The organism is Streptomyces sp. RLB3-17 (genome assembly GCF_007113425.2).
In the GTDB taxonomy this organism is placed as follows: Bacteria; Actinomycetota; Actinomycetes; order Streptomycetales; family Streptomycetaceae; genus Streptomyces; species Streptomyces mirabilis_D.
On sequence record NZ_CP041610.2, the window covers coordinates 2,248,360 to 2,269,724 of the forward strand.

Below are 21,365 nucleotides of genomic sequence, written 5' to 3' on the forward strand. Positions count from 1 at the left end.
CCGCCGCTACACCTTCAGATCGGCCTTGTCCCCCATCACGATGACAGGGTGCTGACGCGGGTCGAGCGTCCGCAGGAGGTACTCCATGGCCGGCTTGGGCACGCTGACACACGCGGACGTACCGCTGCCATGGTCCATGTGCAGCCAGATGCTGCCGCCCTTCGACTGACCCAGGGGCCGGTCCGGGTCGTCCGGCGGGGTGCCCACGCGGCGGTTGTAGTTGATGGCGACGACGTAGTCGAAGTCGTGCCAGTGCGACCTGGCCCAGTCGCGGGGAGCCTGATAGGCCGCCGAGTGGTCGTACGGGAGCAGGGCGCCCGGGTCGTCGAGCACTCCGCCCGCGTCGGTGAGCGAGAACACTCCGACGGGGCTGCGCTTGTCGCCCTCGTGATGGTCGGTGGTCCAGCCCTTCGTCCCGTTGTGCGCCTGCCAGGAACGCCGCACCTCCCAGGAGGAACCCGCCTTCGCGTACAGCACGACCGTGGAGTCGGCGGAGTCCCTGCCCTCGCCGTAGACCGCCACCACCTGGTGGGCGTTGGACGGGATCCGGGCCTGCAGGCGGTTGCCGACCTCCGGTATCCGGGTCAGATCGACGGCGCGCGCGGGGGCGTTCTCGCCCTTGGCACCGGCTCCGCCGTGGCCCTTCACCGCGCCGTTCCCCCCTTCCGAACCACCACAGGCCGACAGGAACACAGCGAGGACACCGCACGCCACAGCGGTGAACCCCGTACGCCTCGCACCGTCTTTTCGCATGCGGCCCATCGTTGCATCACGTATCGGACGAATATCCCCTACCCCCCGACTTCTCGGTCAGGCGTTGCCTTTCCAGGCACACATTCGATGGGTCGGAAGCGGTCCCAGCCTTGTCTCGGAGCCCCCGACCCAACTCCTGTCTCGCGAACGCGTGTCCCGATTCTCTGTCCTGAATCCATGTCCTGGGATGAAAAACCGTTTGCCTCAGGCCCCACCGTGACGCGAACCTTTCACGGTTTGCTGCCGACCCCCCACGGTCGGTCGGTCGCCGGAACTCCACGGCATCGCCCCGGCCCCACCCCCTGACCCCACCCCTTACACGAGCCACTGGGACGTCATGCAGATTCAAGACCTTCCCTATCCCGACCCGGGTGTGCCGGACGCGCGCTCAGGTCCCCGATTCCTGTGGTGGCTCGGCCGGAATCAGCTCGGCGGCCAGTTCAAGGCCCTTGCCTGGGGACTGCTGCACTTCGTGGCCGTCTCCGGGCTGCCGTTCTGCGTCGGCTTCGCCGTCCAGGCAGTCGTCGACCGCTCCGGCACCCGACTCGCCCTGACCGGTGGGCTGCTGGCGCTGTGCGGCGCCTGCATCGCGCTGGGCGACACCATGCTGCACCGCGCCGCGGTCACCAACTGGATCACCGCCGCCGCGCGCGTCCAGCAGCTGCTGGCCCACAAGACCGCCCAGTTGGGCTCCGCCCTGACGCGACGTGTCGCGGCCGGCGAGGTCGTCGCGGTCTCGACCGGCGACGTCGAGAAGATCGGCTGGTTCGTGGAGGCCCTGTCGCGGTTCGCGGCGGCCGCCCTGACCGTCGTACTGGTCTGTGTCGGCCTGGTCGTCTACCAGCCCGCGCTCGGCGTACTCGTCGCGGTGGGTGTGCCCGTCCTGGCACTCGCCGTACTGCCGTTGCTGCCCCGTGCCACCCGGCGCGCGGACTTCCAGCGCGAGAAGGCCGGACGCGCCACCGAACTGGCCTCGGACACCGTCGCGGGCCTGCGCGTGCTGCGCGGCATCGGCGGCGAGGAACTGTTCCTCGACCGCTACCGCCGTGCCTCCCAGGAGGTCCGCCGCGCGGCCGTGCGCAGCGCCCGGATGTGGTCGCTGATCTCGGCCATCCAGGTGCTGTTGCCCGGCCTGCTGATGATCGCCGTCATCTGGCGCGGCGTTCACCTCGCCCGCGACGGCCGGATCACGGTCGGCGAACTCGTCACCGTGTACAGCGCGGTCATGCTGCTCACGTACCCGTTGCGACACTTCGAGGAGATCGCGATGGCCTACTCCTTCTCCCGCCCGTCCGCCAAGCGCGCCGCCCGGGTGCTGTCCCTGGAACGGGCCATGGACAGCGGCGGATCGCGCTCGGCCGAGGCGCCGGCCGGCGATCTGTACGACCCCGCGACCGGACTGCTCGCGCCCGCCGGACGGCTCACCGCCGTGGTGTGCGGCGATCCTGACGCGGCGGGTGTGCTCGCCGCGCGGCTGGGCGGCCACCCCACGGAGGAGGGCACCTCGGTGCTCCTCGGAGGCGTACCCCTCGACGACTTGCCGCTCGACTCCGCCCGTACGGCCGTCCTCGTCCAGGACAAGGACCCCGTGCTGCTGTCCGGCACGCTGCGCGAGCTGCTCGACGTGCCTTCCTCAGGTCTGGTCAGCGCCGAGGCCGCACTGACCGCAGCGCAGTGCGGCGACGTCCTGGACGCGCTCACCCAGGGGTCGTTGGACGCCGCGGACCCGATGGAGGCCCGCATCACCGAACGCGGACGCTCCCTCTCCGGCGGCCAGCGCCAGCGCCTGGCCCTGGCCCGGTCGCTGATCACGGACCCCGAAGTGCTGGTCCTCGACGAGCCGACCTCCGCGGTCGACTCCCACACCGAGGCCCGGATCGCCGACGGCGTGCGCGCCCTGCGCACCGGGCGCACGACGGTCGTCCTCACCTCCTCGCCGCTGCTCCTGGACCACGCGGACCGGGTCGTCCTGGTGCACGAGGGCGAGGTCGCGGCGGTCGGCGTCCACCGCGAGCTGGTACGCGGTGAGCCGCGGTACCGGGCCGTGGTGACCCGGGAGACCGATGACGAGGCCGCGCGGAGCGGTGTGCGGGAAGAGGACGGGGCCGCGCGACGCCACGTGCGGGAAGCAGACGAGGCCGACCTGGGCGGCGTACTGAAGGAACTGGAAGAAATCGAGGAGACCGCATGATCGGCGTGGCCCCACCGGCCTACGACCCGGCGGCCCCGACGACGGCGCACACCCTGCCCGTCGGTGCCCCCGCGACCGTACGCGCCTACGTGACCGAACTCTTCCGGCGGCACCGTCGGGCCTTCCTGCTGCTCGTCGCCGCCAACACGGTGGCCGTGGTGGCCTCGATGGCCGGCCCCTACCTGTTGGGCTCGATCGTCGAGCGGGTCTCGGACCACGCGCGGGAGCTCCATCTGGAGCGCACCGCCGCGCTGTTCGCCGTCGCACTCGTCGTGCAGGCCGTGTTCGTCCGCGAGGTGCGGCTGCGCGGGGCCGTGCTCGGCGAGCGGATGCTGGCCGATCTGCGCGAGGACTTCCTCGTACGGTCGGTCGGGCTGCCGCCCGGTGTCCTCGAGCGGGCCGGCACGGGCGACCTGCTGTCCCGCATCACCACGGACATCGACCGGCTCGCCAACGCGATGCGCGAAGCCGTACCGCAGCTCGCCATCGGCGTGGTGTGGGTGGCCCTGCTGCTCGGCGGGCTCGCCGTGACCGCGCCGCCGCTCGCCCCCGCCGTACTGGTCGCCGTGCCCATCCTGCTGATCGGCTGCCGCTGGTACTTCAAGCGCGCCCCGTCCGCCTACCGCTCCGAGGCCGCCGGTTACGCCGCCGTCGCCGCCGCACTCGCCGAGACCGTGGACGCGGGCCACACCGTCGAGGCGCACCGCCTGGGCGAGCGCCGCATCGAGCTGTCGGAGCGCCGGATCAAGGAGTGGACGGCCTGGGAGCGCTACACGCTCTGGCTGCGCACGGTCCTCTTCCCGGTCATCGGTGTCACGCACGTGGTGATCCTCTGCTCGGTCCTGATGATCGGCGGGGTCTTCGTCCTCCAGGGCTGGATCGGTGTGGGGCAGCTGACGACGGGCGCGCTCATCGCGCAGATGCTCGTCGATCCGGTGGGACTGATCCTGCGCTGGTACGACGAGCTGCAGGTCGCCCAGGTGTCGCTGGGCCGGCTGGTCGGTGTCCGGGACATCGAGCCGGACGCGGGCGACCCGGACATGGTCCCGGACGGGCGGGACGTGCGAGCGGACGAGGTGCGCTTCGGCTACCGGGCCGGGGTGGACGTGCTGCGCGAGGTCTCCCTGGAGGTCGCCCCGGGTACCCGGCTCGCGCTGGTCGGACCCTCCGGTGCGGGCAAGTCCACCCTTGGCCGGTTGCTGGCCGGGATCTACGCGCCCCGGGACGGCCGTGTCACGCTCGGCGGTGCCGAACTGTCCCGGATGCCCGCCGAGGCGGTCCGCTCCCACGTGGCCCTGGTCAACCAGGAGCACCACGTCTTCGTGGGCTCCCTGCGCGACAACCTGCTGCTCGCCAGGACGGGAGCGGTCGACGCCGAGCTGTGGGCGGCGCTCGGGGCGGTCGACGCGGAGGGCTGGGCACGGGCACTGGACGACGGTCTGGACACCGAGGTCGGCTCGGGCGGGCTCGCGCTCACCCCGGCCCAGGCCCAGCAGATCGCCCTGGCCCGGCTGGTCCTCGCCGATCCGCACACCCTGGTCCTGGACGAAGCGACCTCGCTGCTCGACCCGCGCGCGGCCCGTCACCTGGAACGCTCGCTGGCCCGCGTCCTCGACGGACGCACCGTGGTCGCCATCGCCCACCGGCTGCACACCGCCCACGACGCGGACGTCATCGCCGTCGTGGAGAACGGCCGGATCAGTGAGCTGGGCAGTCACGACGAGCTGGTCGCGGCGGACGGCGCCTACGCATCGCTGTGGAGGTCCTGGCACGGGTGAGGGTGCCCTGCCGGTGCGGTCCGGGCTCGTCTGCGGCAGGGGTCCGCACCGGCTGTGCGGCAGGGGTCGCACCGGCGCCCGGGACCCGCCTCCGCGGGCGGGCCCGTACCGCCTCGGACCGTGTGGCGTTGCGCAGTGCCGAACCGGAGTGGAAGGCTGGATATCGGCACCGGCTCGGGGAACGCCCGGGAACCACCCGGTTCGCGAAGGGCGAAGCCTGTGTCGAGTGGCCCGCGCGCCCGCCGTCGAGCGCGGTGGGATCGGGCTCGCCCGCATCACCTGGAGGTACCCGTGAACAGCGTCGACGGATGGGGAGACGACGTCTACCAGCCCGACGGATCCGAGGTCCAGGACGACGCGGGGCTGCTCGACTCCGAGGACACCCTGCTCTCCGACGGTGTCGGTGACCCGCTCGACCGGGGCTGGTCCCCGCCGGAGCGGCCGTGGGCGGTGGAGCACTCCGGGGTGACCGCCGCGGAGCGCCGCCAGGGCGAGAGCCTGGACCAACGCCTCGCGGAGGAGATGCCCGACATCGCCGAGCCGGACGGGGACGGCATCGGAGACTGCCAGGGCACCGACGGCGAAGCCTGGGACAACGAAGTGGGCGCCAGCCGCTCCGGTCGTCTCGTCGCCCCCAATGAGGGAGCGCACGAGGACGACGAGAGCGGGCTGATCGCCACCGACGTCGGCATCGACGGGGCCGCGGCCTCGGCCGAGGAGGCCGCGATGCACATCGTCGACGAGGACACCACGTCCGGCTGACCGGCCCCCGCCCCTCTCCCCCAAGGAGCACCCATGCAGCAGGACAAGCACCCCGACTACCACTCCGTCGTCTTCCGCGACCGCGCCGCCGGGTACGCGTTCCTCACCCGGTCCACCGCGACGAGCGACCAGACCATCGAGTGGGACGACGGTGAGACCTACCCGGTCGTCGACGTCGAGATCTCCTCGGAGAGCCACCCCTTCTACACGGGCAAGGCCCGGACCGTGGACTCGGAGGGCCGGATCGCACAGTTCGAGAGGCGGTACGGGGGTGCGGGGCAGGGAGCGGGCAAGGACGGGACGGCGTGAGGGGTTGCCCCCCGCGCTCGGGCCCGAGGAGCTGACGCTCCTCCTCGGGCCTGTGGGGCTGACACTCCTCCCCGGACGTGCGGGGCTGAGGTTCCTCCTGGGGCCCGCGGGGCTGACGCACTCGCTCAGATGACGTTGAGCGCCGCCGCGCAGCCCACTCCGCCGAGCAGCATGAAGACCGGCATGAGCACCTTGAGCTCGACCCAGCTGCCGGCCCGGAAGCGCATCACCTTGGGCGGGCCGATCGGGTACCAGCGCTTGCGGCCGATCGGGATGGGCCACAGGACCGGGCAGCCGGACACCGTGAGCGCGTCGCCTATGTCGTGCACCAGGGCGCCCAGGACGATCGGCAGGCCGAGCCACAGGTACTGCTGGCCCGGCGCGGTGAACAGCCAGTCCGAACCGTTGCCCGGCTTGTCCAGGACTCCGGCGAGGATCCAGGCGCTGGTCGCGGCCAGCAGCCAGACCAGGACGTCGCTGCTGGAGCCGCGGGCGGCCCGCCACAGCAGTCCCTCGATCGCGAGCACCATGTGCACGAAGAGGATGGCGAGGACCGCCCAGCGGCCACCTGTGATCGCAAGGACCGCGGTGCCCGCGCCGATCGTCACCGCCCACAGCCAGGTGTGCGTCAGCGTGCGATGGCCGCCGTTGCGCCGTGGGTCGCCCGGCTTGCGGGTCGACTTGTAGACGGCGTACGAGAGCTTGTCGACGATCTCGCACAGGGTCCGTGAGACGGGCCCGAAGGCCCGCGAGATCGTCGCCGCCTTGTGGTCCAGGTCGGGGGCGAGCGCGGCACCCGCGCAGATCAGGGCGCCGACGAGGAGGACCGGCCAGGGCATCGTGTGGCCGGTGGCGGCCGCTGCCGCTCCGACGCCGAGCCAGGCCGCGGCTCCCGAGAGTGAGTGTGCTGGTCCCATCATGGCCGTTCCCCGCCCCATTCTTCTTCTGCCGCTGTCCAGTTGCCCGCATACGCTGACGCTTCGTCGGCGCCACAGCGTAACGGTCGTGATCTTCGGACGAGCATCCGATTCCCCCATCGAGCGGGTCGACAGGCAAGATGGGGGCGTGACCCTCATCGATCAGCTGCCGAAGACCCCAGATCCCGACGCCCTCTACGAAGCCTTCGAGTCGTGGGCCGGGGAACGCGGTCTCACGCTCTACCCCCATCAGGAGGAGGCGCTGATCGAGGTGGTCTCGGGTGCGAACGTGATCGTCTCGACGCCCACCGGCTCGGGCAAGAGCATGATCGCCGCGGGCGCCCACTTCGCTGCGCTCGCCCGCGACGAGGTCACCTTCTACACGGCGCCGATCAAGGCACTGGTCTCGGAGAAGTTCTTCGAGCTGTGCAAGATCTTCGGCACCGAGAACGTCGGCATGCTGACCGGCGACGCCTCCGTGAACTCCGACGCCCCCGTCATCTGCTGCACCGCCGAGGTGCTGGCGTCCATCGCGCTGCGGGACGGCAAGCACGCCGACGTCGGCCAGGTCGTCATGGACGAGTTCCACTTCTACGCGGAGGCCGACCGCGGCTGGGCGTGGCAGATCCCGATCCTGGAACTGCCGCAGGCGCAGTTCATCCTGATGTCGGCGACGCTCGGCGACGTCTCGATGTTCGAGAAGGACCTCACCCGGCGCACCGGACGTCCCACGTCGGTGGTCCGCTCGGCGACCCGGCCCGTGCCGCTCTCCTACGAATACGTGCTGACCCCGCTGACGGAGACGCTCACCGAGCTCCTCGCGACCAAGCAGGCTCCGGTCTACATCGTCCACTTCACCCAGGCTCAGGCCGTGGAGCGGGCGCAGGCGCTCATGAGCATCAACATGTGCACGCGCGAGGAGAAGGACCAGATCGCCGAGCTGATCGGCAACTTCCGCTTCACCACCAAGTTCGGCCGCAACCTCTCCCGGTACGTACGCCACGGCATCGGCGTGCATCACGCGGGCATGCTGCCCAAGTACCGGCGGCTGGTGGAGAAGCTGGCCCAGGCCGGTCTGCTGAAGGTCATCTGCGGCACGGACACCCTCGGTGTCGGCGTCAACGTCCCGATCCGCACCGTGCTGTTCACGGCGCTGACGAAGTACGACGGCAACCGGGTGCGCACGCTCCGTGCCCGCGAGTTCCACCAGATCGCCGGCCGTGCCGGGCGCGCCGGATTCGACACGGCGGGCTTCGTCGTGGCGCAGGCGCCCGAGCACGTCATCGAGAACGAGAAGGCGCTCGCCAAGGCGGGCGACGACCCGAAGAAGCGCCGCAAGGTGGTCCGCAAGAAGGCTCCCGAGGGCTTCGTCGGCTGGACGGACAACACCTTCGAGAAGCTCATCGGCTCCGATCCCGAGCCGCTCACCTCCCGCTTCCGGGTCACCCACACCATGCTCCTGGCGGTGATCGCCCGGCCCGGGAACGCCTTCGACGCGATGCGGCATCTGCTGGAGGACAACCACGAGCCGCGCAAGCAGCAGCTGCGGCACATCCGGCGGGCGATCGCGATCTACCGCTCGCTCCTCGACGGCGGCATCGTCGAGAAGCTCGACAAGCCGGACGCCACGGGTCGCATCGTGCGCCTCACCGTGGATCTGCAACAGGACTTCGCGCTCAACCAGCCGCTGTCGACCTTCGCGCTCGCCGCGTTCGAGCTGCTGGACCCCGAGTCGCCCTCCTACGCCCTGGACATGGTGTCCGTCGTGGAGTCCACCCTGGACGACCCGCGGCAGATCCTCGCGGCCCAGCAGAACAAGGCGCGCGGCGAGGCCGTGGCGGCGATGAAGGCGGACGGCGTCGAGTACGAGGAGCGCATGGAGCGGCTCCAGGACGTGTCGTACCCCAAGCCGCTGGAGGAGCTGCTCTTCCACGCCTACAACACCTACCGCAAGAGCCACCCGTGGGTCGGCGACCATCCGTTGTCGCCGAAGTCCGTCATCCGTGACATGTACGAACGGGCCATGTCCTTCACGGAGTTCGTCTCCAACTACGAGCTCGCCCGTACTGAGGGCATTGTCCTGCGCTACCTCGCGAGTGCCTACAAGGCGCTTGAACACACCGTCCCGGACGACCTCAAGTCCGAGGACCTGGAGGATCTGATCGCCTGGCTGGGCGAGCTGGTGCGCCAGGTCGACTCGAGCCTCCTCGACGAGTGGGAGCAGCTCGCCAACCCCGAGGAGATGACGGCCGAGGAGGCCCAGGAGAGGGCCGACCAGGTCAAGCCGGTCACGTCGAACGCCCGCGCCTTCCGTGTCCTCGTCCGCAACGCGATGTTCCGCCGTGTCGAACTCGCCGCACTCGACAACGTCGACGAGCTCGGCGAGATGGACGGCGAAGCCGGCTGGGACGCCGACGCCTGGGGCGAGGCGATGGACAAGTACTGGGACGAGTACGAGGACCTCGGCACGGGCCCCGACGCCCGCGGCCCCAAGCTGCTGTCGATCGTGGAGGAGCCGCAGAACAGTCTGTGGCGCGTCCGTCAGACCTTCGCCGACCCGAACGGTGACCACGACTGGGGTATCAGCGCGGAGGTCGATCTCGTGGCCTCCGACGCAGAGGGTCGCGCGGTCGTCAAGGTCACCGACGTCGGCCAGTTGTGAGCACAGGAGAATCCCACACATGACGAACCCAGCCGAGAGGCTCGTCGACCTGCTCGACCTGGAGCAGATCGAGGTCAACATCTTCCGTGGCCGCAGCCCGGACGAATCGCTGCAGCGGGTCTTCGGCGGCCAGGTGGCGGGCCAGGCCCTGGTGGCGGCCGGGCGCACCGCCGAGGCCGACCGGCCGGTGCACTCACTGCACGCGTACTTCCTGCGCCCGGGCCGGCCGGGCGTGCCCATCGTGTACCAGGTCGAACGGGTCAGGGACGGGCGGTCGTTCACCACCCGTCGCGTCACCGCCGTGCAGCAGGGGCGCACGATCTTCAATCTGACCGCCTCCTTTCACAAGCCTGAGGATGGGAGCTTCGAGCACCAGTTGCCGCCGGCCCGCGAGATACCGCACCCGGAGTCACTTCCGACGGTCTCGCAGGAGATCACCGAGCATCTGGGCGCGCTTCCCGAGTCGCTGGAGCGCATGGCGCGCCGCCAGCCGTTCGACATCCGGTACGTGGACGGACTGCGCTGGACCCCGGAGGAGATAAAGGACGCGGAGCCGCGCAGCGCGGTGTGGATGCGTGCCGTCGGGCCACTGGGCGACGACCCGCTGGTGCACACCTGCGCCCTCACCTACGCGAGCGACATGACCCTCCTGGACGCCGTCCGCATCCCGGTGGAGCCGCTGTGGGGTCAGCGCGGCTTCGACATGGCCTCGCTCGACCACGCGATGTGGTTCCACCGGCCGTTCCGCGCGGACGAGTGGTTCCTGTACGACCAGGAGTCGCCGATCGCGACGGGCGGTCGCGGGCTTGCCCGAGGGCGCATCTACGACCTGGAGGGACGCCTGCTCGTCTCGGTCGTCCAGGAGGGCCTTTTTCGGGCGCTGTAGGGATGCAGGAAAGGGGTCAGGGGTTTCTGCGGCGCAGCCACCCGAGGAGCCTGCGTGGCCGCTCGGGCTCCACGCTCGGGGCCGGGTCGTCGAGGGCGGCTTCCCGCGATCGCGAGACCGCCGGAGCCGCCGCGCTCAAGGGGGAGACCGGCGTGGGCGGGGCCTTCGGGGTCGGACGGGGCGCGGGGCGGAGCTCTCGGGCCTCGACGAGTGCCTGGCCCAGGTCGGCACGGAGCCAGCTGATCTCGTCGGGATCCTCGGCCGTCATGATGCGCGAGACGAGGTGTGCGGCGGGCGTGTCCGGCGCGGCGCCATGGGCGGCCCGCTCGGGCCGAAAGCGGTTCAGATACGCGCGCTCGTAGGGGTCCCTGACGATCTCGGCCACCTGAGCGGGGTCGAGCAGGGAGGCCACGATCGCGGCCTGCGCCCAGGGGTCCTCGGTCTGCCGCAGCAGGAATCCCATGTGCCGGCCCCGCCAGTTGCGGGGGCGGAGATCCAGGCCGGCTTCCAGCTGGTCGCGGAGTCCCTCGGGGGTACGGCCCTTCAGCAGCCTCGCGTTCTGCTCGTCCGCCCCGAACTGGCGCAGCTCTTCGGCCAGGTACAGCCAGACCACAGCCCTGTACCGGTTCAGGTAGAACTTCACGGGCACCACCAGACCCAGGCGTGCGAAGCGCGTGAACCTGGCGGCCGTCACGCCCATCAGCGCCGCGCCCTCCGTGGTGCCGACGGCCTTGACGCGTTCCCGCAGTGCCTCGGGGAAGCCGTCCTCGGAGCGCACCCGCTCGATCTCCGCACGATTGACGCGGCGTCCGCCTCCCCCCTCGTCGGGAACGGTGCGGACACATCCGAGATGCAGTGCGAGGTCGAACTCGCCGCGCCTGAGCTCCAGTTCTCGCGCGGCGCGTGCGAGCGACGTTGTGGCGGGCCTCGATGCGGTGGACTGCAATGCGGTGGACTGCGAGGCGGCCGACTGCGGGGCGGTGGACTGCATGATGGTGTTGCCGGACATGACGGTTCTCCCCCGTGGAGTGAGGTGCTCGCGCCGTCGGGCGCTTGCTTCGAGAAAAACCGTAGCCGGTTCGGCGGATCTCGCGGCGACCCTGTGGATAACTCTGACCGCGATGACGTATCCGCAGGTCAGAGATCTACGGAAGAGGAACGTTCCGGTTGGCGTACGTCCACGCCGAGGTGCTCGCCGACACGGTTGACGAGCAGTGTCATCTCGTAGGCGACCTGGCCAATGTCGGCTTCCGCGGCGCTGAGGACACACAGACAGCTGCCCGCACCCGCCGCGGTGACGAAAAGTACCGCGTCGTCGAACTCGATCATCGTCTGGCGCACCTGACCGGTGCCGAAGTACCGACCTGAGCCCTTCGCCAGGCTGTGCAGGCCCGACGAGACCGCCGCCAGGTGCTCGGCGTCCTCACGTCGAAGCCCTGTGCTCGCGCCGGTCACCAGCCCGTCGTTGGACAGCACCAACGCGTGCCGTACGTGCTCGACGCGCTCGGTCAGATCGTCGAGCAGCCAGCCGAGCCCCGTGTTCTGCGCCATGCTCCATCTCCCCGTGATTCTTTTCCCCCTGGCCGGAGGATCCGACCAGCCAGCCTTCCCCACGGCCGCCCTCCGGGCAAGGAGGATGGGCGCATGGCACAGAAGATGACCGATGAGCAATGGCGGGCCTTCGTCTCGCAGGGCACCCGCACCGGAAAGTTGTCGACCGTCCGCGCCGACGGAAGTCCGCACGTGGCGCCGATCTGGTTTCTGCTGGACGGCGACCACCTGCTCTTCAACACCGCGAAGGACACTGTGAAGGGTCGGAATCTGGCCCGCGACGGGCGAGTCGCCCTCTGCGTGGACGACGACCAGCCGCCGTTCGACTTCGTGGTTCTGGAGGGTCGTGCCGAGTTGTCGGAGGATCTGGACGAGCTGCGTCACTGGGCAGCTCGGATCGGCGCACGCTACATGGGCGAGGATCGGGCCGAGGAGTTCGGGAAGCGCAACGGCGTCCCGGGTGAACTCCTCGTCCGCGTGAGTATCGAGAAGGTCGTGGCTTGGGCCTCGGTGTCGGACTAGGTCTCTCCTTCGGAGGCCTCGGTCCGATGTTCCGTGGCCTCAACCGACGGAGTCGAGCAGCCGGGCGGTGTGCACCCGCCCGGCGTACTCCACGAGCCGGATGAGTACCTCCTTCCCGGAGTCGCGGTCCCTGGCGTCGCAGAGCACCACGGGCGTGCCGCGATCGAGGTCGAGGGCGCGGGACACGTCCTGGGCGCCGTAGGCGCGAGCGCCCGTGAAGCAGTTGACGGCCACCACGAACGGGATGTGCCGGTGCTCGAAGTAGTCCACCGCGGGGAAGCAGTCCTCGAGCCTGCGGGTGTCCGCAAGGACGACCGCCCCCAGCGCGCCCTGTGACAGCTCGTCCCACAGGAACCAGAACCGGTCCTGGCCCGGCGTGCCGAAGAGGTAGAGGGAGAGGCCGGACCGGATGGTGATGCGTCCGAAGTCCATGGCGACGGTCGTCGTGACCTTGTGGTCCACGCCGTCGGTATCGTCCACCGACTGACCCGCCTCGCTGAGCAGTTCCTCGGTGCGCAGCGGCCTGATCTCGCTGACCGCGCCCACCAAGGTGGTCTTACCCACGCCGAACCCGCCGGCGACCAGTATCTTCAACGCCAGGGCGGCCGTTTCGTCGGCCGAGGCGTCGGAGTTCTCGGAGACCATCGATCACTTCTCTCGGGAGTGGCGGCAGCGGTCGGCGTCGGTCGAACGGTGCCGGGTGTGCGTCGGTGCATGGGTGCGCGTGTGTGGAGTCGCGTCGTTCATCTGGGTGTGCGGAGTCGCGTGGTTGCCCTGGATGTGTGGAGTCGCGTCGTTCATCTAGAGCGCCCTCAGTCCCTCGATCACCTCGCGGAGGATCCGCTCGTCGGGCAGTTGCGCGGGCGGCACCGGGCGGCTGATGGTGACGCAGCCCAGTTCCATCAGGTCGCCGAGCAGCACCCTGACCACGCCCACCGGCAGGTCCGCGTCCGCGGCGAGTTCCGCCACGGATTGCGTCTCCGAGCGGCACAGGTCGATGAGGGCCCGGTGCTCCGGCCCGAGCAGGGAGTCCTCGTCGACTCCGGGTGCAGCCTTGTCGAGGGTGACCAGAGCGATCAGGTCGAAGCGCACTCCGGTGGGGCCCGGTTTGGTGCGGCCGCCCGTCATCGCGTAGGGCCGGACGAGCGGTCCCGCTTCGCTGTCGTACCACTGGCTGCCCGCGAGGTCCTCGGTCATCTGCGCCGCCCGCCCTCGGTCATCCGGCGGCGGGCGGCTGCGCGGCGACCCGCGGCGGCGTGTAGAGGTGCTCGCCGACACGCTTGACCAGCCGCGCCATCTCATAAGCCACCAGACCGATGTCGGCCGTGACCGCGGTGAGGACGGCGAGGCACGAGCCGTCGCCCGCTGCCGCGACGAACAGAAAGCCGTCATCCATCTCCACCATCGTCTGGCGTACACCCCCGGCGCCGAAGTGACGTCCCGCGCCCTTGGCCAGACTGTGAAAGCCCGAGGCGACGGCAGCCAGGTGTTCGGCGTCCTCGCGCCTGAGGCCGGTGGAGGAACCCACCGCCAGTCCGTCGTTCGACAGCACCACCGCATGCCGCACCTCGGCGACGCGCAGCACCAAATCGTCCAGCAGCCAGTCGAGTTCGCCGGATCGCTGGGCTGCCCTCATGCTCGGGTCCTGGATCATGCGGGGTCTCCTTCACTGCTGTCGCTGCCCGCATCGGGGTCTGGGGTGGCGCCGAGACCGGGTGTTCTGCCGCTGCCGCGCGCCCAGCCGTCGCGGTAGGCCGCCATACGGTCCCGTACGAGTTCGGGGGTGCGTCTGTCGTCGTGCTGGTGGGCCGCCACTTGTGTCGGCTCCTCGGCTCGCTGTGCGCGCAGTTGGGGCGCGAGGCTCGCCTGCCGTACGCGCCGTGGGAGGTCGTCGGACCCCTCGGAGTCGTCCGGAGGGCGGTGCAGCCGCAAAGTGGTGACTCCAGGTGGTGTCGTTTCCGGCGAGCCGTTCAGAGGGGTTTCGGACGAGACGTTCACGGGGGCTTCCGGCAAGCCATGCGCCGGGGGTTCGACAGCGGTCTGCACCAGGGGCACGAGTGCGGGCCGCTCGATGGGCGCCTGGACGGAGTCGTGCTCCGGGGCGGCCGACACACGCGCGTACTCGCGTTCGTCGGGCCCTTCGTTGTCTGTCTTGCGGGGGGAACGTTCCGCCGCGCCTCCGTGCAGCAGCGCGGTCGGCAGCAGGACGACGGCGGTGGTGCCCCCGTAGGGCGAAGTGCGCAGGTGCACCTTGATGCCGTGCCGGGCCGCGAGCCTGCTCACCACGAAGAGACCGAGCCGGTCGCTGTCGAACAGGTCCAGCGCCTCGGACTGTTCGATGCGCCGATTGGCCTCGTCGAGCGTCTCCTTGCCCATGCCGAGCCCTCGGTCCTCGACCTCCACGGCGTAACCGTTGCCGACCGGTTCGCCGGTGATGCGGACGCGGGTGTGCGGCGGGGAGAACTGGGCGGCGTTCTCGACGATTTCCGCCAGGAGGTGGGTGAGGTCGGCCACGGCGGCGCCGCCGACCGATGCCTCGGGCAGCTGTCGTACCTCCACGCGCGCGTAGTCCTCGACTTCGGACACGGCCGCGCGGACCACGTTCGTCAGCGAGACCGGCATGCGCCAGGCCCGGCCGGGTGCGGCGCCGGACAGGATGATCAGGCTCTCCGCGTGGCGCCGCATCCGGGTGGTGAGGTGGTCGAGCCGGAAGAGGTCACTCAGTTCGTTCGGGTCCTCGGACCTGCGCTCCATGCTGTCCAGCAGGCTCAGTTGGCGGTGCACGAGGACCTGGCTGCGCCGGGCGAGATTGACGAAGACCCCCGAGATCCCGCTGGCCAGTTCCGCGCGTTCGACGGCGGCGCGCAGGGCGGCCCGGTGCACGGTGCCCAGGGCCTCGGCGACCTGTCCGGTCTCGTCCTCCGAGGGTGCTCCCGGCGGAGCCTCCGCACGGACGTCGATCTCCTCTCCCGCGCGCAGCTTGCGCATCGCCTCGGGCAGCTTGCGTCGAGCGATCTCGAGGGCACTGTTGCGCAGGAGCACCAGCTCGACGACGAGGCCGCGTCCGATGCGTACGGAGATCACGAGCGAGGCGGCGACGGCGGCGAGGCCGAACACGACGGCGGCGCCGGCGGGTGTCAGCAGACCGCGGGTCAAGGGGTCGGCACGGTCCGCGACACCCCGGCCCGCCTTCGCCTCGATGGCGCGCATGGCGTCCTGCACGCGCGCGTGGGCGGTGTTCCAGTCGGCTTCCGGCGCGGCGTCGACGGCGCTTCCGCCGGGCCTCGACGCGAGCACCTTGTCCTCGACGGCGCGTACGTCGGCGTACGCGCTCCCCGTCACGAGGTCGCGCCAGGAGGCTTGTTCGGGTCCACGCAGATCCGCGACGGCCGCGTCGGTCAGGGCGCGGCGGGTCGCGACCGCCCCGGTGAACTGCCGCAGTCGCTCACCGTCCAGGGTGTGGGCGAGCCGGGCACCCGACAGCACGGTGTCCTCCTGGGCCAGTGCCTCGCCGGCCCGGGAGAATTCGAGGAGTACGCGCGCGTCGGAGCCCAGGTCGGCGTCCTGGATGCCGGTGAGGGCGCCCCCGACCGCGAAGGCCGCCGAAATGGTCCTGGTGTACTGACCGTACGCCTCGTCCCATCCGGTACGGCGCTCCAGTACGGCGGTGCGCAGGGGCCCCAGGCTCTCGGCCCCGTTGACGAACGCATCGAGCCGTCCGGCCACTCCGGCGGGCAGATCGGCGCCGTCGGCGACGGTGTTGTGGTCGCCCAGTCGCAGCTTCGCCACCGCGCGGTCCGTGCGTTCCGCCAGCGTCTTGAGATCGCTCTGTGGCTCGGAGGTCGGGTCGGTCGCACGGCGAACGGCGGCCGCGCGTTCGGCCTGGAGAGCGGCGACGGCGTCGTCGACCGGGGCTCGGACGGTGGAGTCCACGCGCTGCACCTGCCGCAGTCGCGCGACGTCCTGGGCGGTACTCACCGTGGCGTACGCCCACAGGGCGAGCAGCGAGACGACCGGCACCATGAGCAGACAGACGATCTTGGCCCGTACCGTGCGAGGACGTATGCGCCATCGTCCCGCGCACGCGGACGCCTCTGACGGCGTCCCTGTGGCGTCCTCGTCGGGGTCGGTGTACTCGTCGGCGGGCGGTCCCGCGTGGGCGCGGCGGCCGCGCTGCGGGGGTGGGGCCGACGGCTCGGCGCCGGCTGCAGGGGTCCTACGGGGTGTACGCATGGCCTCCTCGCTCGAAGTGGTTCGGGGCGTGTCGTCCGAGCCGTCGTGGCTCGGGCCGGCCACTGGCTAGCGGGCGACGCTCTCGACCGGCCGCTGGGCCGATGCGGATGCCTCGCGCTCGCGGGCCGTCGGGGACAGCGCGACGAATGCCGAGGTCAGGAAGAGATAGGACCCGAGGCCGACGGCGAGGGGGAAGATGAACTGCATCGCCGTGGCCCCGGGAAGGGCCTCCCCGGAGGGGCTGACACGCACGCTCACCGCCATCATTCCGGTGTAGTGCATGCTGCTCACCGCCCCACCCATGACGAGGGAGGCGACGGCGACCGCGACGGGCGACCTGATGTTGAGCGCCGCCCACAGGGCCGCGGTGGCCGCGACCACGGCGATCACGACGGAGAGCCCGACGAGCACCGGGTCGTAGCGCACGACGCCGTGCAGCCGCAGCGCCGCCATGCCCAGGTAGTGCATGCTCGCGACGCCGAGTCCGGTGGTGAGCCCGCCCAGGACGAGCGCACGGCCCCGGTCGCGGCCGTAGCCGACGGCGAAGACGCCCGCGCCGACGACGACCATCGCGACGAGCAGGCTGAGGATGGTCAGCGGCACGTTGTAGCGCATTTCCGTACCGCTGACACTGAAGCCGAGCATCGCCACGAAGTGCATCGTCCAGATGCCGGTGCCGATCGCTGAGGCCGCGGTGAGCAGCCAGTTGCGGCGCGAGCGCCCAGTGGCGCCGAGCGCGCGGACCGTGCAGCGCAGCCCCAGGGCGGCGCCTATACAGGCCATCACGTACGACAGCACGGGGGTCAGCCAGCCGAAGGCGGCGTGGTCCAGGTGTCCCATGGCCCAGGGACGCTAGTCCGGTCAGGGGCGCGCAAAGGGGGCGCATTTCGAAAGGTGTTGAAATATGACACAGACAGGTACATGACCGATCGCATGACGCTCGAACGTGTGCACAGCGTCGTACTTCGTGTCGGTGAGAGATCATGCGGAACATGAGCGACGACCACACACACGTCCAGGAGTTCTTCACGGCGCGCGCGGCCGACTGGGACGCGCGGTTCCCCGACGACGGGCCGGCCTATGCGGCGGCGGTCGGCGAACTCGGGCTGCGCGAGGGGGACCGGGTGCTCGACGCGGGCTGTGGCACCGGACGGGCGCTGCCGTCGCTGCGCGCGGCCGTGGGGCCCTCCGGAGTGGTCGTCGCAGCCGATCTGACCCCGGCCATGCTGGCGGCCGCGGTACGGGCCGGACGGCACCGCGACGGGCAGTTGCTGCTCGCCGACGTCACTGCGCTGCCGCTGCGCACGGAGTCGCTGGACGCCGTCCTCGGGGCGGGGCTGATCGCGCATCTGCCCAACCCCGCCGAGAATCTGAGGGAGTTGGCGCGGGTGGTGCGGCCCGGCGGAACGCTGGCGCTGTTCCATCCGATCGGCCGGGCCGCGCTCGCCGCGCGCCAGGGGCGCCGGATCACACCGGACGACCTCAGGGCGGAGGCCAATCTCCGCCCTCTGCTGGCCGCTTCCGGTTGGGACATGACCTCGTACGTCGACGAGGACGTCCGCTTCCTGGCGCTGGCCACGCGGCGGGGCTGAGGCCTCAGACCTGTCCGGCGACCTCGGCCACGAAGACGTCGGGGTTGTCGAACATGACGTTGTGCCCCGCACCGGGAACGGTCACCACCCGGACTCCGGCGGCCTCCAGCTCCTCCCTGTTCACCAGTTCACCGCTCAGCGCCCCCTGAAGGTAGACACGGTCCGCCGTCAGCTCTTCGAGCAGGTGGCGCATCGTGGGGACCGTGCCGCGCGCAAGGCCGATCGCGGTGCGATGCAGCGCGCGCGGGTCGGCGAGCCGCATGGTTGCCGCCCAGGAGGGGCCGACTTTGTCGAGCACGCGCGCGTGGCCACCGTTTTCGACGTACTCCTCCTCCGTGTACGAGGCGATGCCGCTGCTGCCCGCCTTGACCGGTGGGTAGGGGTCGAGGTTCGCCTCCACGAGGACCAGCCTGGACACGAGCTCGGGACGCCGATGGGCGAGCACGATCGCCACCGCGCCGCCCATGCTGTGCGCGACCAGCTCCGCCGCCGTGACACCGGCCTCGTCCAGGGCGGCCGCCAGCGCGTCCGCGTGGTCCTCCAGGGCGTAGCCGAAGTCCGCGGGCCGATCACTGATGCCGTGACCGGGCAGATCGACGAACAAGGTCCGGCGCCCCGCCAGTTCGGACCGGGCCGCGATGTGGGCGTTATAGACCGTCGAGGCCGACCCCAGTCCGTGTACGTACACCCGAGCCGGTTCAGCGCCCGTCGCCTCCGTCCAGCGGATGCAGCTTCCCTTGCCGTCGAACTCGGCCTGCCTCATCGCTCTCCCTCAAGTCTGCCTGTTTCTTTCTCGCGCTTCAGGACAATACATCGGCTACGATGTATAGAGGAAGCGATGTACCCAGTAGATGATGTACACCGCCGGTGCGGCAGAATGCGGGGCATGCTTGAGCTGGCCATCCTCGGTTTTCTGTACGACGCCCCGCTGCACGGCTACGAGCTGCGCAAGCGCATCACCGCGCTGACCGGCCATGTGAAGCCCGTCGCGGAGAGCACGCTGTATCCCGCGATCAAGCGGCTGGAGAAGGCGGGGTTGCTGGCGCGGGCGACACAGCCCGGCTCCGTGGCTGCCCCTCGTCATGTCCTGACACTCACCGAGGAGGGGAGAAGCGAGTTGCGGCGCCGACTCGCGGACCCCGTACAGCGCGACATCACCGACGAGAACCGCTGGTTCACGGTGCTCGCCTTCCTCAGGCACCTGGCCGACCCCGGGGCGCAGGCGGCGGTACTGCGCCGCAGGCTCGCCTTCCTGGAGGAGCCCGCGAGCTTCTTCTACGAAGGCGACCGGCCGTTGCGCGCCGAGGAGCTCGACGATCCCTTCCGGCAGGGCATTCTCACCATCGCCCGGGCCACGAGCCGGGCCGAACTCACCTGGTTGCGGGCCACGATCGACTCACTCGAAGGGAACGTTCGCGACGCTTCACCGGACCGTCCCTCTTCTGCCGCCGGGCCTTCAACTCTACGTTGAGTAGCAACAGGTGAACGATCAGCGATGGCAACCGCGCAGGGGGAAGGTGGCCCGATGACCGGAATGTTCGGCAGACTCCGCGAGATATGGCACCGGAAGGCGGCCGACGGGGCCGAGGCGCAGCGGCCCGCCAAGCGGCGACCGGAGAAACGTACACACAATCTTTTCGAGGCGGCCGCGGCCTATGTGTCGGCCTGCGCGGAGGACGACCAGGAGCAGATCGACGAAGCCGCGGCCTGGGTGTCGCCCGAGGCGCTGTCGTTCGGGGTGAACGAGCTGGCCTGCCGTGCCGTCATCGCTCTGGCACGGGAGCGCGACGAGTCGCCTCGGACGGTGGCGCGGACGCTGCTCGGCCTGCCCGCCGCCTGATCGCGGTGGGCGCGGGCCGGGCGTTTCGCCCCCGTCCAGCCGGATAACTGCAGCTCCGCGTCTGTTTCGGGCTCGTGACAAGCGCCTTCGGCTCGCATTATGGTGCGCCGACGAACGTAGCGATCGGGAGGCTGGGATGGCCGGGACGGACGATGGCGCCGTCGCCACCGGGGACGACGACGCGCTGTATGTGCTGACAGCGGTGCTGTTGACGCCCGCGAAGTTCCCCAGCGTGCTGGGGGACGACTACCCGGAGGCCTGCGCGGCGCTCGACCTGGCACCCCTGGCCGACGGGTACGGTCTCGTGCTCGGCCAGGACGGCGAGGGTGCACGGTGGACGGTCGTCATCGACGACGTCTCGCTGGTCGCCGTCGCCATCGCGTCCTGGGACTGCGGGATGGAGCACGAGCTGTCGCCCGACGAGCGCACGGTCGTCTCCGCACTGCCCGGCTGGCCCCTGGACGTCGCCGTCGCGGCTCCCGGGGTGCCGGCCCCGCACGACCCCGCGCCCGAGCTCACGGATCGGCCGGCGCTCACCCCACCGAACACCGCAATCTGGGGACCGGCCCAACGACGCCTCGGAGCCGACGAGATCGCCCTCCAGTGGGCGATCTGGCGGGAACAGATCGACGACGGCGACTTCGTCACGCCGGAGGACACCGCCCAGCCCGAGGACGCCCACCAGGACGAGACCGAGAGCACCGACGGCGACAGCGGCAGCGGCAGCGGCAGCGGCGAAACCCGCAGCGGTATTCGCCGGGTGCTCGCGGAGGCGCGCTCCTACGTGGACACCCCGCCGCCCCTGGGCCGCGTCCGCTCGTCCTTCGCCACCGGCGACGCCCGGACCCTGCGTGCGGACGGCCCCGGCTGGTCCATGGTCGCCCGGACCGACGACATCGCCTTCGTCCTCCTCGACGAGGAGCCCGGAGAGGTCCTGCCCGTCGGCCGGGGCCCGGAACTGCCCGGTCTCCTGGATGCCCTCGACAAGATGGCCGTACGCCCCAGCTGAGCGGTCCCGCAGTGGGTCGCTCCTCACCCCGGACGAAGCGGGGCACGCGCACGCTCGCGGACCCTGCCGGCGGCACGGTCCGCGAGCGGCGACCGAGCCGCCTCCCGCATGCCGGGAGACGCACCCGATCGGCGGCGCCTCAGCGGCCGAGTTCCTTGCGGGTGACGCGGCGCAGCCTGCGCCGCTGCGAGGGGTCCAGCGTCAGGTACGCGGCCGCCGGAACTCCCACCACGATCAGGAAGGAGACCCACCAGGGCAACCAGATCAGCAGGATGAGGCCTACCGCCACACCACCTGCGGCGATCTTCGCGTTCTTCGACATGTGTCGCCTCCTTCGCGGCTGCTGCCGCTCTCTGTCCT

At 70.7% G+C, this 21,365-nt stretch carries 22 protein-coding genes; 11 read left to right on the forward strand and 11 right to left on the reverse strand.

Annotation, left to right across the window (positions count from 1 at the left end):
- Nucleotides 1-6: 6 nt before the first annotated feature.
- A complete protein-coding gene (locus FNV62_RS10550; RefSeq protein ID WP_143612752.1) occupies nucleotides 7-753 on the reverse strand; it encodes a L,D-transpeptidase family protein in 747 nt (248 codons plus the stop codon).
- 337 nt (nucleotides 754-1,090) lie between these two features.
- Here FNV62_RS10550 and FNV62_RS10555 point away from each other — a divergent pair, with 337 nt between their 5' ends.
- The 4 genes from FNV62_RS10555 (at nucleotide 1,091) to FNV62_RS10570 (ending at nucleotide 5,793) form a co-directional block, all read left to right on the forward strand.
- On the forward strand, nucleotides 1,091-2,944 hold the full coding sequence (locus tag FNV62_RS10555) for an ABC transporter transmembrane domain-containing protein (RefSeq protein WP_143612753.1): 1,854 nt from the start codon (nucleotides 1,091-1,093) through the stop codon (nucleotides 2,942-2,944).
- Nucleotides 2,941-4,722, forward strand: coding sequence for an ABC transporter ATP-binding protein (locus FNV62_RS10560; RefSeq protein ID WP_097283692.1), 1,782 nt, complete (start codon nucleotides 2,941-2,943; stop codon nucleotides 4,720-4,722). Before FNV62_RS10555 ends, FNV62_RS10560 begins: the two co-directional genes overlap by 4 nt.
- Nucleotides 4,723-5,013: 291 nt before the next feature.
- A complete protein-coding gene (locus tag FNV62_RS10565) occupies nucleotides 5,014-5,484 on the forward strand; it encodes a DUF5709 domain-containing protein (RefSeq protein ID WP_054228903.1) in 471 nt (156 codons plus the stop codon).
- 33 nt (nucleotides 5,485-5,517) lie between these two features.
- Entirely contained in the window at nucleotides 5,518-5,793 is a 276-nt protein-coding gene (locus tag FNV62_RS10570; RefSeq protein ID WP_054228904.1) for a type B 50S ribosomal protein L31, read from the forward strand.
- Between the two features lie 125 nt (nucleotides 5,794-5,918).
- On the opposite strand, the gene FNV62_RS10575 is transcribed toward FNV62_RS10570, so the two are convergent.
- Nucleotides 5,919-6,713 carry a metal-dependent hydrolase gene (locus FNV62_RS10575; RefSeq protein ID WP_054228905.1) on the reverse strand — a complete coding sequence of 265 codons (795 nt, stop codon included), beginning with the start codon at nucleotides 6,711-6,713 and terminating at the stop codon, nucleotides 5,919-5,921.
- A 145-nt stretch (nucleotides 6,714-6,858) separates the two neighbouring features.
- On the opposite strand from FNV62_RS10575, the gene FNV62_RS10580 reads away from it, so the two are divergent.
- Nucleotides 6,859-9,372, forward strand: coding sequence for a DEAD/DEAH box helicase (locus FNV62_RS10580; protein WP_143612754.1), 2,514 nt, complete (start codon nucleotides 6,859-6,861; stop codon nucleotides 9,370-9,372).
- 19 nt (nucleotides 9,373-9,391) lie between these two features.
- The gene (locus FNV62_RS10585) at nucleotides 9,392-10,258 is read left to right on the forward strand and encodes an acyl-CoA thioesterase (RefSeq protein WP_054228907.1); all 867 of its coding nucleotides are present in this window, start codon (nucleotides 9,392-9,394) and stop codon (nucleotides 10,256-10,258) included.
- A gap of 16 nt (nucleotides 10,259-10,274) precedes the next feature.
- Here FNV62_RS10585 and FNV62_RS10590 read toward each other — a convergent pair whose 3' ends face one another.
- Both FNV62_RS10590 and FNV62_RS10595 read right to left on the reverse strand, forming a co-directional pair.
- The gene (locus FNV62_RS10590) at nucleotides 10,275-11,267 is read right to left on the reverse strand and encodes a DUF6397 family protein (protein ID WP_143612755.1); all 993 of its coding nucleotides are present in this window, start codon (nucleotides 11,265-11,267) and stop codon (nucleotides 10,275-10,277) included.
- A gap of 128 nt (nucleotides 11,268-11,395) precedes the next feature.
- Complete coding sequence (locus tag FNV62_RS10595; protein WP_054228908.1) at nucleotides 11,396-11,809, reverse strand: roadblock/LC7 domain-containing protein; 414 nt, start codon at nucleotides 11,807-11,809, stop codon at nucleotides 11,396-11,398.
- A 93-nt stretch (nucleotides 11,810-11,902) separates the two neighbouring features.
- Between FNV62_RS10595 and FNV62_RS10600 the strand changes: the two genes are divergently transcribed.
- A complete protein-coding gene (locus FNV62_RS10600) occupies nucleotides 11,903-12,331 on the forward strand; it encodes a PPOX class F420-dependent oxidoreductase (protein ID WP_097283697.1) in 429 nt (142 codons plus the stop codon).
- Between the two features lie 39 nt (nucleotides 12,332-12,370).
- Here FNV62_RS10600 and FNV62_RS10605 read toward each other — a convergent pair whose 3' ends face one another.
- The 5 genes from FNV62_RS10605 to FNV62_RS10625 all read right to left on the reverse strand — a co-directional run bounded on the left by FNV62_RS10605 (nucleotide 12,371) and on the right by FNV62_RS10625 (nucleotide 17,404).
- Nucleotides 12,371-12,976, reverse strand: coding sequence for a GTP-binding protein (locus tag FNV62_RS10605; RefSeq protein WP_143612756.1), 606 nt, complete (start codon nucleotides 12,974-12,976; stop codon nucleotides 12,371-12,373).
- 156 nt (nucleotides 12,977-13,132) lie between these two features.
- Nucleotides 13,133-13,528, reverse strand: coding sequence for a DUF742 domain-containing protein (locus tag FNV62_RS10610; RefSeq protein WP_054228911.1), 396 nt, complete (start codon nucleotides 13,526-13,528; stop codon nucleotides 13,133-13,135).
- 19 nt (nucleotides 13,529-13,547) lie between these two features.
- Complete coding sequence (locus FNV62_RS10615) at nucleotides 13,548-13,985, reverse strand: roadblock/LC7 domain-containing protein (RefSeq protein WP_054228912.1); 438 nt, start codon at nucleotides 13,983-13,985, stop codon at nucleotides 13,548-13,550.
- Nucleotides 13,982-16,564 (reverse strand): sensor histidine kinase, encoded by a 2,583-nt coding sequence (locus FNV62_RS10620; RefSeq protein WP_143612757.1) that lies wholly within the window; start codon nucleotides 16,562-16,564, stop codon nucleotides 13,982-13,984. The genes FNV62_RS10615 and FNV62_RS10620 overlap by 4 nt, the downstream gene beginning before the upstream one ends.
- A 66-nt stretch (nucleotides 16,565-16,630) precedes the next feature.
- Nucleotides 16,631-17,404 carry an MHYT domain-containing protein gene (locus tag FNV62_RS10625; protein ID WP_054228914.1) on the reverse strand — a complete coding sequence of 258 codons (774 nt, stop codon included), beginning with the start codon at nucleotides 17,402-17,404 and terminating at the stop codon, nucleotides 16,631-16,633.
- Nucleotides 17,405-17,556: 152 nt separating this feature from the next.
- Between FNV62_RS10625 and FNV62_RS10630 the strand changes: the two genes are divergently transcribed.
- Nucleotides 17,557-18,156, forward strand: coding sequence for a class I SAM-dependent methyltransferase (locus FNV62_RS10630; protein ID WP_143612758.1), 600 nt, complete (start codon nucleotides 17,557-17,559; stop codon nucleotides 18,154-18,156).
- Between the two features lie 4 nt (nucleotides 18,157-18,160).
- On the opposite strand, the gene FNV62_RS10635 is transcribed toward FNV62_RS10630, so the two are convergent.
- A complete protein-coding gene (locus FNV62_RS10635; protein ID WP_143612759.1) occupies nucleotides 18,161-18,919 on the reverse strand; it encodes an alpha/beta fold hydrolase in 759 nt (252 codons plus the stop codon).
- A gap of 123 nt (nucleotides 18,920-19,042) precedes the next feature.
- On the opposite strand from FNV62_RS10635, the gene FNV62_RS10640 reads away from it, so the two are divergent.
- From FNV62_RS10640 to FNV62_RS10650, 3 genes are all read left to right on the forward strand, one after another.
- On the forward strand, nucleotides 19,043-19,627 hold the full coding sequence (locus FNV62_RS10640) for a PadR family transcriptional regulator (RefSeq protein ID WP_060899476.1): 585 nt from the start codon (nucleotides 19,043-19,045) through the stop codon (nucleotides 19,625-19,627).
- 54 nt (nucleotides 19,628-19,681) lie between these two features.
- Nucleotides 19,682-19,996, forward strand: coding sequence for a hypothetical protein (locus tag FNV62_RS10645; protein WP_371649122.1), 315 nt, complete (start codon nucleotides 19,682-19,684; stop codon nucleotides 19,994-19,996).
- Nucleotides 19,997-20,132: 136 nt separating this feature from the next.
- The gene (locus tag FNV62_RS10650; RefSeq protein ID WP_143612760.1) at nucleotides 20,133-21,005 is read left to right on the forward strand and encodes a hypothetical protein; all 873 of its coding nucleotides are present in this window, start codon (nucleotides 20,133-20,135) and stop codon (nucleotides 21,003-21,005) included.
- A gap of 139 nt (nucleotides 21,006-21,144) precedes the next feature.
- Here the strand turns inward: FNV62_RS10650 and FNV62_RS10655 are convergent, their stop codons facing one another.
- Entirely contained in the window at nucleotides 21,145-21,327 is a 183-nt protein-coding gene (locus tag FNV62_RS10655; protein ID WP_054228918.1) for a hypothetical protein, read from the reverse strand.
- Between the last annotated feature and the right edge of the window lie 38 nt (nucleotides 21,328-21,365).

Bases quoted from the DNA above. Each gene is read 5' to 3' on its own strand.
- FNV62_RS10590 (WP_143612755.1), bottom strand. From the start codon at position 11,267: ATGTCCGGCAACACCATCATGCAGTCCACCGCCCCGCAGTCGGCCGCC.
- FNV62_RS10550 (WP_143612752.1), bottom strand. From the start codon at position 753: ATGCGAAAAGACGGTGCGAGGCGTACGGGGTTCACCGCTGTGGCGTGC.
- FNV62_RS10605 (WP_143612756.1), bottom strand. From the start codon at position 12,976: ATGGTCTCCGAGAACTCCGACGCCTCGGCCGACGAAACGGCCGCCCTG.
- FNV62_RS10570 (WP_054228904.1), top strand. From the start codon at position 5,518: ATGCAGCAGGACAAGCACCCCGACTACCACTCCGTCGTCTTCCGCGAC.
- FNV62_RS10635 (WP_143612759.1), bottom strand. From the start codon at position 18,919: ATGAGGCAGGCCGAGTTCGACGGCAAGGGAAGCTGCATCCGCTGGACG.
- FNV62_RS10655 (WP_054228918.1), bottom strand. From the start codon at position 21,327: ATGTCGAAGAACGCGAAGATCGCCGCAGGTGGTGTGGCGGTAGGCCTC.
- FNV62_RS10630 (WP_143612758.1), top strand. From the start codon at position 17,557: ATGAGCGACGACCACACACACGTCCAGGAGTTCTTCACGGCGCGCGCG.
- FNV62_RS10620 (WP_143612757.1), bottom strand. From the start codon at position 16,564: ATGCGTACACCCCGTAGGACCCCTGCAGCCGGCGCCGAGCCGTCGGCC.
- FNV62_RS10585 (WP_054228907.1), top strand. From the start codon at position 9,392: ATGACGAACCCAGCCGAGAGGCTCGTCGACCTGCTCGACCTGGAGCAG.
- FNV62_RS10600 (WP_097283697.1), top strand. From the start codon at position 11,903: ATGGCACAGAAGATGACCGATGAGCAATGGCGGGCCTTCGTCTCGCAG.
- FNV62_RS10560 (WP_097283692.1), top strand. From the start codon at position 2,941: ATGATCGGCGTGGCCCCACCGGCCTACGACCCGGCGGCCCCGACGACG.
- FNV62_RS10640 (WP_060899476.1), top strand. From the start codon at position 19,043: ATGCTTGAGCTGGCCATCCTCGGTTTTCTGTACGACGCCCCGCTGCAC.
- FNV62_RS10615 (WP_054228912.1), bottom strand. From the start codon at position 13,985: ATGATCCAGGACCCGAGCATGAGGGCAGCCCAGCGATCCGGCGAACTC.
- FNV62_RS10555 (WP_143612753.1), top strand. From the start codon at position 1,091: ATGCAGATTCAAGACCTTCCCTATCCCGACCCGGGTGTGCCGGACGCG.
- FNV62_RS10625 (WP_054228914.1), bottom strand. From the start codon at position 17,404: ATGGGACACCTGGACCACGCCGCCTTCGGCTGGCTGACCCCCGTGCTG.
- FNV62_RS10575 (WP_054228905.1), bottom strand. From the start codon at position 6,713: ATGATGGGACCAGCACACTCACTCTCGGGAGCCGCGGCCTGGCTCGGC.
- FNV62_RS10650 (WP_143612760.1), top strand. From the start codon at position 20,133: ATGGCCGGGACGGACGATGGCGCCGTCGCCACCGGGGACGACGACGCG.
- FNV62_RS10610 (WP_054228911.1), bottom strand. From the start codon at position 13,528: ATGACCGAGGACCTCGCGGGCAGCCAGTGGTACGACAGCGAAGCGGGA.
- FNV62_RS10595 (WP_054228908.1), bottom strand. From the start codon at position 11,809: ATGGCGCAGAACACGGGGCTCGGCTGGCTGCTCGACGATCTGACCGAG.
- FNV62_RS10645 (WP_371649122.1), top strand. From the start codon at position 19,682: ATGACCGGAATGTTCGGCAGACTCCGCGAGATATGGCACCGGAAGGCG.